This is a genomic window from Streptococcus infantis (assembly GCF_047464715.1).
GTDB lineage: Bacteria > Bacillota > Bacilli > Lactobacillales > Streptococcaceae > Streptococcus > Streptococcus infantis_S.
The window spans coordinates 1-2,500 of record NZ_JASHBJ010000011.1 but is presented as its reverse complement, the minus strand read 5'-3'; the positions used below and the strand labels follow the sequence as shown (position 1 = coordinate 2,500).

1 tRNA gene and 2 rRNA genes (1 of these 3 cut by a window edge) are annotated in these 2,500 nt (G+C 49.0%); all 3 read right to left on the bottom strand.

Annotation, left to right across the window (positions count from 1 at the left end):
- Positions 1-2,002: ribosomal RNA gene (locus QM419_RS09130) — 23S ribosomal RNA — on the bottom strand; it reaches 901 nt to the left of the window's first position.
- 126 nt (positions 2,003-2,128) lie between these two features.
- A tRNA-Ala gene (locus tag QM419_RS09125) sits at positions 2,129-2,201 on the bottom strand.
- A 50-nt stretch (positions 2,202-2,251) separates the two neighbouring features.
- Positions 2,252-2,500 (bottom strand): 16S ribosomal RNA (locus QM419_RS09120); the annotation flags it as partial.

Genomic DNA, 2,500 nt, shown 5'->3' with positions numbered 1-2,500 from the left:
GTTGAGACAGTGCCCAAATCATTACGCCTTTCGTGCGGGTCGGAACTTACCCGACAAGGAATTTCGCTACCTTAGGACCGTTATAGTTACGGCCGCCGTTTACTGGGGCTTCAATTCATACCTTCGAGTTACCTCTAAGCACTCCTCTTAACCTTCCAGCACCGGGCAGGCGTCACCCCCTATACATCATCTTACGATTTAGCAGAGAGCTGTGTTTTTGATAAACAGTTGCTTGGGCCTATTCACTGCGGCTGACCTAAAGTCAGCACCCCTTCTCCCGAAGTTACGGGGTCATTTTGCCGAGTTCCTTAACGAGAGTTCTCTCGCTCACCTGAGGCTACTCGCCTCGACTACCTGTGTCGGTTTGCGGTACGGGTAGAGTATGTTTAAACGCTAGAAGCTTTTCTTGGCAGTGTGACGTCACTAACTTCGCTACTAAACTTCGCTCCCCATCACAGCTCAATGTTATAGAACTAAGCATTTAACTCAATTCACACCTCACTGCTTAGACAGACACTTCCAATCGTCTGCTTTAGTTAGCCTACTGCGTCCCTCCATCACTACATACTCTAGTACAGGAATATCAACCTGTTGTCCATCGGATACACCTTTCGGTCTCTCCTTAGGTCCCGACTAACCCAGGGCGGACGAGCCTTCCCCTGGAAACCTTAGTCTTACGGTGGACAGGATTCTCACCTGTCTTTCGCTACTCATACCGGCATTCTCACTTCTATGCGTTCCAGCGCTCCTCACGGTACACCTTCGCCACACATAGAACGCTCTCCTACCATACCTATAAAGGTATCCACAGCTTCGGTAAATTGTTTTAGCCCCGGTACATTTTCGGCGCAGGGTCACTCGACTAGTGAGCTATTACGCACTCTTTGAATGAATAGCTGCTTCTAAGCTAACATCCTAGTTGTCTGTGCAACCCCACATCCTTTTCCACTTAACAATTATTTTGGGACCTTAGCTGGTGGTCTGGGCTGTTTCCCTTTCGACTACGGATCTTAGCACTCGCAGTCTGACTGCCGACCATAATTCATTGGCATTCGGAGTTTATCTGAGATTGGTAATCCGGGATGGACCCCTCACCCAAACAGTGCTCTACCTCCAAGAATCTTGATGTCGACGCTAGCCCTAAAGCTATTTCGGAGAGAACCAGCTATCTCCAAGTTCGTTTGGAATTTCTCCGCTACCCACAAGTCATCCAAGCACTTTTCAACGTGCCCTGGTTCGGTCCTCCAGTGCGTCTTACCGCACCTTCAACCTGCTCATGGGTAGGTCACATGGTTTCGGGTCTACGACATAATACTAAGACGCCCTATTCAGACTCGGTTTCCCTACGGCTCCGTCTCTTCAACTTAACCTCGCATCATATCGTAACTCGCCGGTTCATTCTACAAAAGGCACGCTCTCACCCATTAACGGGCTCGAACTTGTTGTAGGCACACGGTTTCAGGTTCTATTTCACTCCCCTCCCGGGGTGCTTTTCACCTTTCCCTCACGGTACTGGTTCACTATCGGTCACTAGGGAGTATTTAGGGTTGGGAGATGGTCCTCCCAGATTCCGACGGGATTTCACGTGTCCCGCCGTACTCAGGATACTGCTAGGTACAAAGACTATTTAAAATACGAGGCTCTCACTCTCTTTGGCTGATCTTCCCATATCATTCTTCTATAGTCTTTGAGTCCACATTGCAGTCCTACAACCCCGAAGAGTAAACTCTTCGGTTTGCCCTCCTGCCGTTTCGCTCGCCGCTACTAAGGCAATCGCTTTTGCTTTCTCTTCCTGCAGCTACTTAGATGTTTCAGTTCACTGCGTCTTCCTCCTCATATCCTTAACAGATATGGGTAACAGGTAGTACCTGTTGGGTTCCCCCATTCGGAAATCCCTGGATCATCGCTTACTTACAGCTACCCAAGGCATATCGTCGTTTGTCACGTCCTTCTTCGGCTCCTAGTGCCAAGGCATCCACCGTGCGCCCTTATTAACTTAACCTTATTTTTTTTGACCTTTCAGTCATAAACTCTTATTAATACTACAGCGTTTTCGGTTTATTTTCTTGTTACTATTTGATATAGATATTCAATTTTCAATGTGCATTACTTGGTGATCTCTCACCAATGGAGCCTAGCGGGATCGAACCGCTGACCTCCTGCGTGCAAAGCAGGCGCTCTCCCAGCTGAGCTAAGGCCCCACAAGACCTCTCAAGACTAAACAAGACCAATGTGCATTCCTTATCCTTAGAAAGGAGGTGATCCAGCCGCACCTTCCGATACGGCTACCTTGTTACGACTTCACCCCAATCATCTATCCCACCTTAGGCGGCTGGCTCCTAAAAGGTTACCTCACCGACTTCGGGTGTTACAAACTCTCGTGGTGTGACGGGCGGTGTGTACAAGGCCCGGGAACGTATTCACCGCGGCGTGCTGATCCGCGATTACTAGCGATTCCGACTTCATGTAGGCGAGTTGCAGCCTACAATCCGAACTGAGA